The sequence below is a fragment of the Pseudomonas sp. KD5 genome (genome assembly GCF_012932895.1).
Classification (GTDB): Bacteria; Pseudomonadota; Gammaproteobacteria; order Pseudomonadales; family Pseudomonadaceae; genus Aquipseudomonas.
This window is the reverse complement of record NZ_JDWJ01000027.1, coordinates 1-4577: the sequence shown is the minus strand read 5'-3', so window position 1 is coordinate 4577 and position 4577 is coordinate 1. Positions and strand designations below refer to the sequence as shown.

Sequence of the window (4577 nt, the reverse complement as noted above, 5' to 3'; positions counted from 1 at the left end):
GGTCACCGCGTTGCTGATGCTCAAGGGCAGCAAAGGCAAGTTCTTCAGCAAACTGCCGTGCATGCTGATCGGCGGCGCGACGTCGATGGCTGTCAGCAGCGCCATGGGCGCCATGGCCAACGCCGCCATGGGTTCGTCGAACCCGGTGCATGCCGCCACCGGGGCCAAGGTGCTGGGTGGGGACGAAGAGCTGGATTTCGTGCTGCCGGGCATCTTGCCGATCGATTGGCAGCGCTTCTACAACAGCCGTGACGAACGCCGCGACGGGCTGTTCGGCGCCGGCTGGAGCGTGTCCTACGAGGTGTGTGTTGAAATCCTGCCTCACCCGGAGGGTGGAGAAACGCTGGTCTACACCGATGAGCAGGGCCGGCGTATCGACATGGGTTCGATTCCTCTGGGCGGCGCGGTGTTCAGTGCGGGTGAAGGGCTGAGTGTTCGGCGCCACGTCAATGGGCAGTTGTTGATTGAAAGTACGGACGGGTTGTACCGGCTGTTCGACCCGACGCCGGGACATGTATCGCTGCTGCGCCTGAGCCAGCTCGGAGACCGCAACGACAATCGCATCCACCTCGACTATGGCGATGACGGGCGCCTGCTGCAGCTCCGAGACACCTTCGATCTGGTCAGCATTGAGCTGATCTACGATGCGCGCTGGCGCCAACGGGTCAGCCGGATCGAGCGATTGTATGCAGACCAGCGCCGCGAAGTGCTGATGCACTACGGCTACGATACCCAGGGTGATCTATTCGAGGTGCGCCAGTCCAACGGGCAGGTGAAACGTCAGTTTGCCTATGACACCGGACGCCGTATGGTCGAGCATCAGTTGCCGACCGGGCTGCGTTGCTTCTACGAATGGGCGTTGGTTGAAGACCTTGAATGGCGCGTGGTCCGCCACTGGACCGACGCGGGCGACCAATACACCTTCGACTATGACCTGGCAGCCGGGACCACACGCATCACCGACGGTCTGAATCGGGTCAGCACGCGTCACTGGGATGCTCAGTACCAGATCATCGAAACTACCGACGCGCTGGGACGTACCTGGACATTCCGGTGGAATGACGAAAACCAATTACTTGGGGCGACCGATCCTGCGGGCGGGCAGCATCAATTCAGCTACGACGAAGCGGGAAATCTCAGCGAGACTCGCGACCCGCTCGGGCGCAGCGAATCGACCCTGTGGCTGGAACACTGGGCCTTGCCGCTGGCAGAAACCGATGCGGCTGGAAATACCTGGCTGTATCACTATGACTCACACGGCAACTGCATCCGCGAAACCGACCCGTTGGGCCACGTTACCCGCTATCGCCATGATGCCCACGGCCAGGTCGTGGAGATCATCGACGCCAGCGGCAAGCGCAAAACATTACGCTGGACGGCACTCGGCCAACTCAGTGAACACACCGACTGTTCCGGTTTCACCACGCGGTTGAGTTACTGCGAGCGTGGGTTGCTGCTCACCAGTACCGATGCGCTGGGCGAACGCACGCGTTTCACCTACGACGACCAGGGCCGGTTGCTCAGCAAGCAGCTGCCAGACGGGCGCACTGAACATTATCAGCGTGACGCGAGCGGCCAGCTGATCGGCTACTGCGACCCCGCCGGGCACACCACTCACTTCGAGCACACATTGGGTGGTCACCTGCGTCTGCGCACCGACGCCCACGGTCGCCGGGTGGAGTTGAACTACGACGTCTATGGTCGCCTGCAAACCCTGACCAATGAGAACGGCGAACGCTATAAGTTTGCCTGGGATTCCAGCGACCGGCTGATTGCGCAACATAGCCTGGACGGCAGCCTCAAACGCTATGCCTACGACCCGCTGGACAACGTCACTCGCGTGGAGGCACTCACCGCTCCCGGTAGCACGGACCTGGACCTTTCGCCGCAAGCGCCTGTCGTCCATGACTTGGAACGCGATGCGGTGGGTCGATTGGTGGCCAAGGTCACCGAGGATGGTCGCACCGAGTACTGCTATGACGCGCTGGATCAAGTCACCGCCATCACCTTCACCAGCCACACGGGCGAGCAACAGAACCTGGGCTTCAGTTACGACCCCCTTGGACAACTGATCGCCGAACAGAGCTGGGCCGGACGCCTGGAGCATCGCTATGACGAACTGGGCAACCTGACCCAGACGCTGCTGCCTGATGGCCGATGGCTGAACCGCCTGCATTACGGCAGTGGTCATCTGCATCAGATCAACCTCGAAGGTCAGGTCATCAGTGACTTCGAACGCGATCGCCTGCACCGCGAAGTGCTGCGAACCCAGGGGCGCCTCAATACCCGTAGCGAATACGACCGCAGCGGCCGCCTGCGTACCCGCCAACGTCGGCACCAGAGCCAGTCCGCGCTGCTGCCACCGGCAACGAAAAGCCAATTTGGTTATGACGCCAGCGATCAACTGGTCGAACGTTTCGACAGCCAACCCGACGCCCAGCACCGCCAACTGCTGCACTACGACGCCACAGGTCGCATCCTCGCCAGCCAAGACAATGTCCAGGGCCAGCGCGAAGCGTTTGCCTATGACCCCGCCGCCAACCTGCTCGATGGTTTATCGACGGGCGCAGGTCTGGTGCTGCATAACCGACTGCTGACCTTTCAGGACAAACGTTACCGTTATGACGGCTTCGGCCGTATGGTTGAAAAACGCAGTGCCCAACGCGGTGTCCAGCGCTTCAGTTATGACGCCGAGCAGCGTCTGGTGGAAGTTCGCAACAACGACGGTTCGGTAGTGAAGATGACCTACGACCCTATGGGCCGGCGCATCGAAAAAGCCGAGTATGACCGCCACTCGACCCTGCTGAGCCGAACCCGCTTTACCTGGGATGCGTTGCAACTGTTGCAGGAGCATCGAAATAACCAGACCAGCCTCTACATTTACGCCGACGAGGGCCATGAACCGCTGGCGCGGGTCGACGGGCTGGGTGAGCAACAGAAAGTCCGTTACTACCACAACGACCTCAACGGCCTGCCCGAGCAACTCTCGGAAAGTGACGGCCACACGCTCTGGCAAGCTCGTTACCAGGTCTGGGGCACCACGGCTGAAGAGTTGCGCGAGCCGTATTACATCGAAGAACAGAACCTGCGATTCCAGGGCCAATACCTGGATCGGGAAACCGGGCTGCACTACAACACGCTGCGCTTCTACGACCCGGACATCGGGCGCTTTACCACACCGGACCCCATCGGGCTGGCTGGTGGGCTGAACCTCTACCAATACGCGCCAAATCCGGTGAGCTGGATCGATCCCTTGGGGCTGATGAAGTGCTCGAGCCCGCCAAAGGGCCGAAAAGTCAGCCGAACGGTTTACCGTTTCGAAGAGCCTGGACGTATCAGCACGACCTGGACCGCCCACAAGTGGAACGTTGCATCAACTCACCGTTACACCGCCTCGGGACTGGGTGGAGTCTATGGCGCGAACTCGCGAAAAACCGCATTAGGGGAAGTCACTCACTGGAAAGTCGACTTGTCCACGCGAGTGCTGGTCAGCAAAAAAGTGCAGCTCAACAACGTTCTGGACCTGACCCGCGCCGATGTGCGCAAACAAATGGGGGTCAGCCTCAAAAGCATTACCGGTTCGAAATACACCGAGACTCACCAGATTGGCGCCTGGGCGAAAGCCAACGGCTATGATGGGATCCTGGCGCCGTCAGCCCGTAACCCGACCGGCAGCAACTTAATTTCCTTTGCAGGTTTTTGAAGATGGAACAACTGGAAGACGATTACCCTGGCGATGCCGAATGGCAAAAGTTTGTGCGGTTATACGAAGAGGATTACCTCGACGACAACGCCCGCACCCTGGCGAAACAACTGGATGGCAACCTCGATATGGCGGTCATTCTCTACGGTAAAAGAGGGCTCAAGGAAGGTTTGTGGTGGGTCGAACAGCAGGTGCCGGCCTTGGATAACATGCGGCCGGCCGATTGCCTCAAGGATCCGAAGCTGATCAAACGCCTGAGGACTGCGCTAATGCGCATGCCGTAACCAACAAGGAGAAAGGTGCAATGGAAGGCATCGAATTGCGCAACCCGCACAACGATTACGCAGCCGTCAGACACTTACGTCGGATTAACATCCCGCATGTCTGACGCACTCTGGGCCGCCCGCCTGGGCGATGCACTCGACCACACCTCGATGATGGCCGACATCCTCGGCGGTGTGCTGGAGGTGGCGGCCAANATCGCGATCACCGCGNTGGCGACGGCTGCCGTGGTGGCGGCNACGGGCATCACCGTNGCCACCGGCGGNCTCGGNTGCTTTCTGCTCGGCGCGGTGGTGGGCACCATCGTCGGCCTNGCCATGAGCAAGACNGGNGCCGACAANGGCTTGAGNAANCTGTGCGAGAGCTTCAGCAATNCGCTGTTTCCNCCCACGGTGCAGGCGACGATTCTCACCGGTTCCACCAACACCCTGACCAACAACATCCCCGCCGCCCGCGCCGCCGGGGCGATCCCGTCCCATGTCGCGCCGGCCGGCACCGAGCTGGAGGCACCCGAGCCCGAAGCCGAGCCCAGCTATCTGGACATGGCCGAGAGCTTCTTCTCGCAGATGTGGCGCCCCACCGTCGCCACCCC

Annotated in this window: 2 protein-coding genes and 1 pseudogene; all 3 read left to right on the top strand. The window is 60.9% G+C overall.

Annotation, left to right across the window (positions count from 1 at the left end; genetic code table 11):
- On the top strand, positions 1 to 3703 hold a 3703-nt coding region (locus AF70_RS29545), incomplete at its 5' end, for an RHS repeat-associated core domain-containing protein (protein ID WP_169342511.1).
- 2 nt (positions 3704 to 3705) lie between these two features.
- Complete coding sequence (locus AF70_RS29540; RefSeq protein WP_019582924.1) at positions 3706 to 3987, top strand: hypothetical protein; 282 nt, start codon at positions 3706 to 3708, stop codon at positions 3985 to 3987.
- 96 nt (positions 3988 to 4083) lie between these two features.
- Positions 4084 to 4577: pseudogene (locus AF70_RS29535) on the top strand (type IV secretion protein Rhs); the annotation flags it as partial.

Coding starts and splice junctions, on each gene's coding strand:
- AF70_RS29540 (WP_019582924.1), top strand. CDS start 3,706: ATGGAACAACTGGAAGACGATTACCCTGGCGATGCCGAATGGCAAAAG.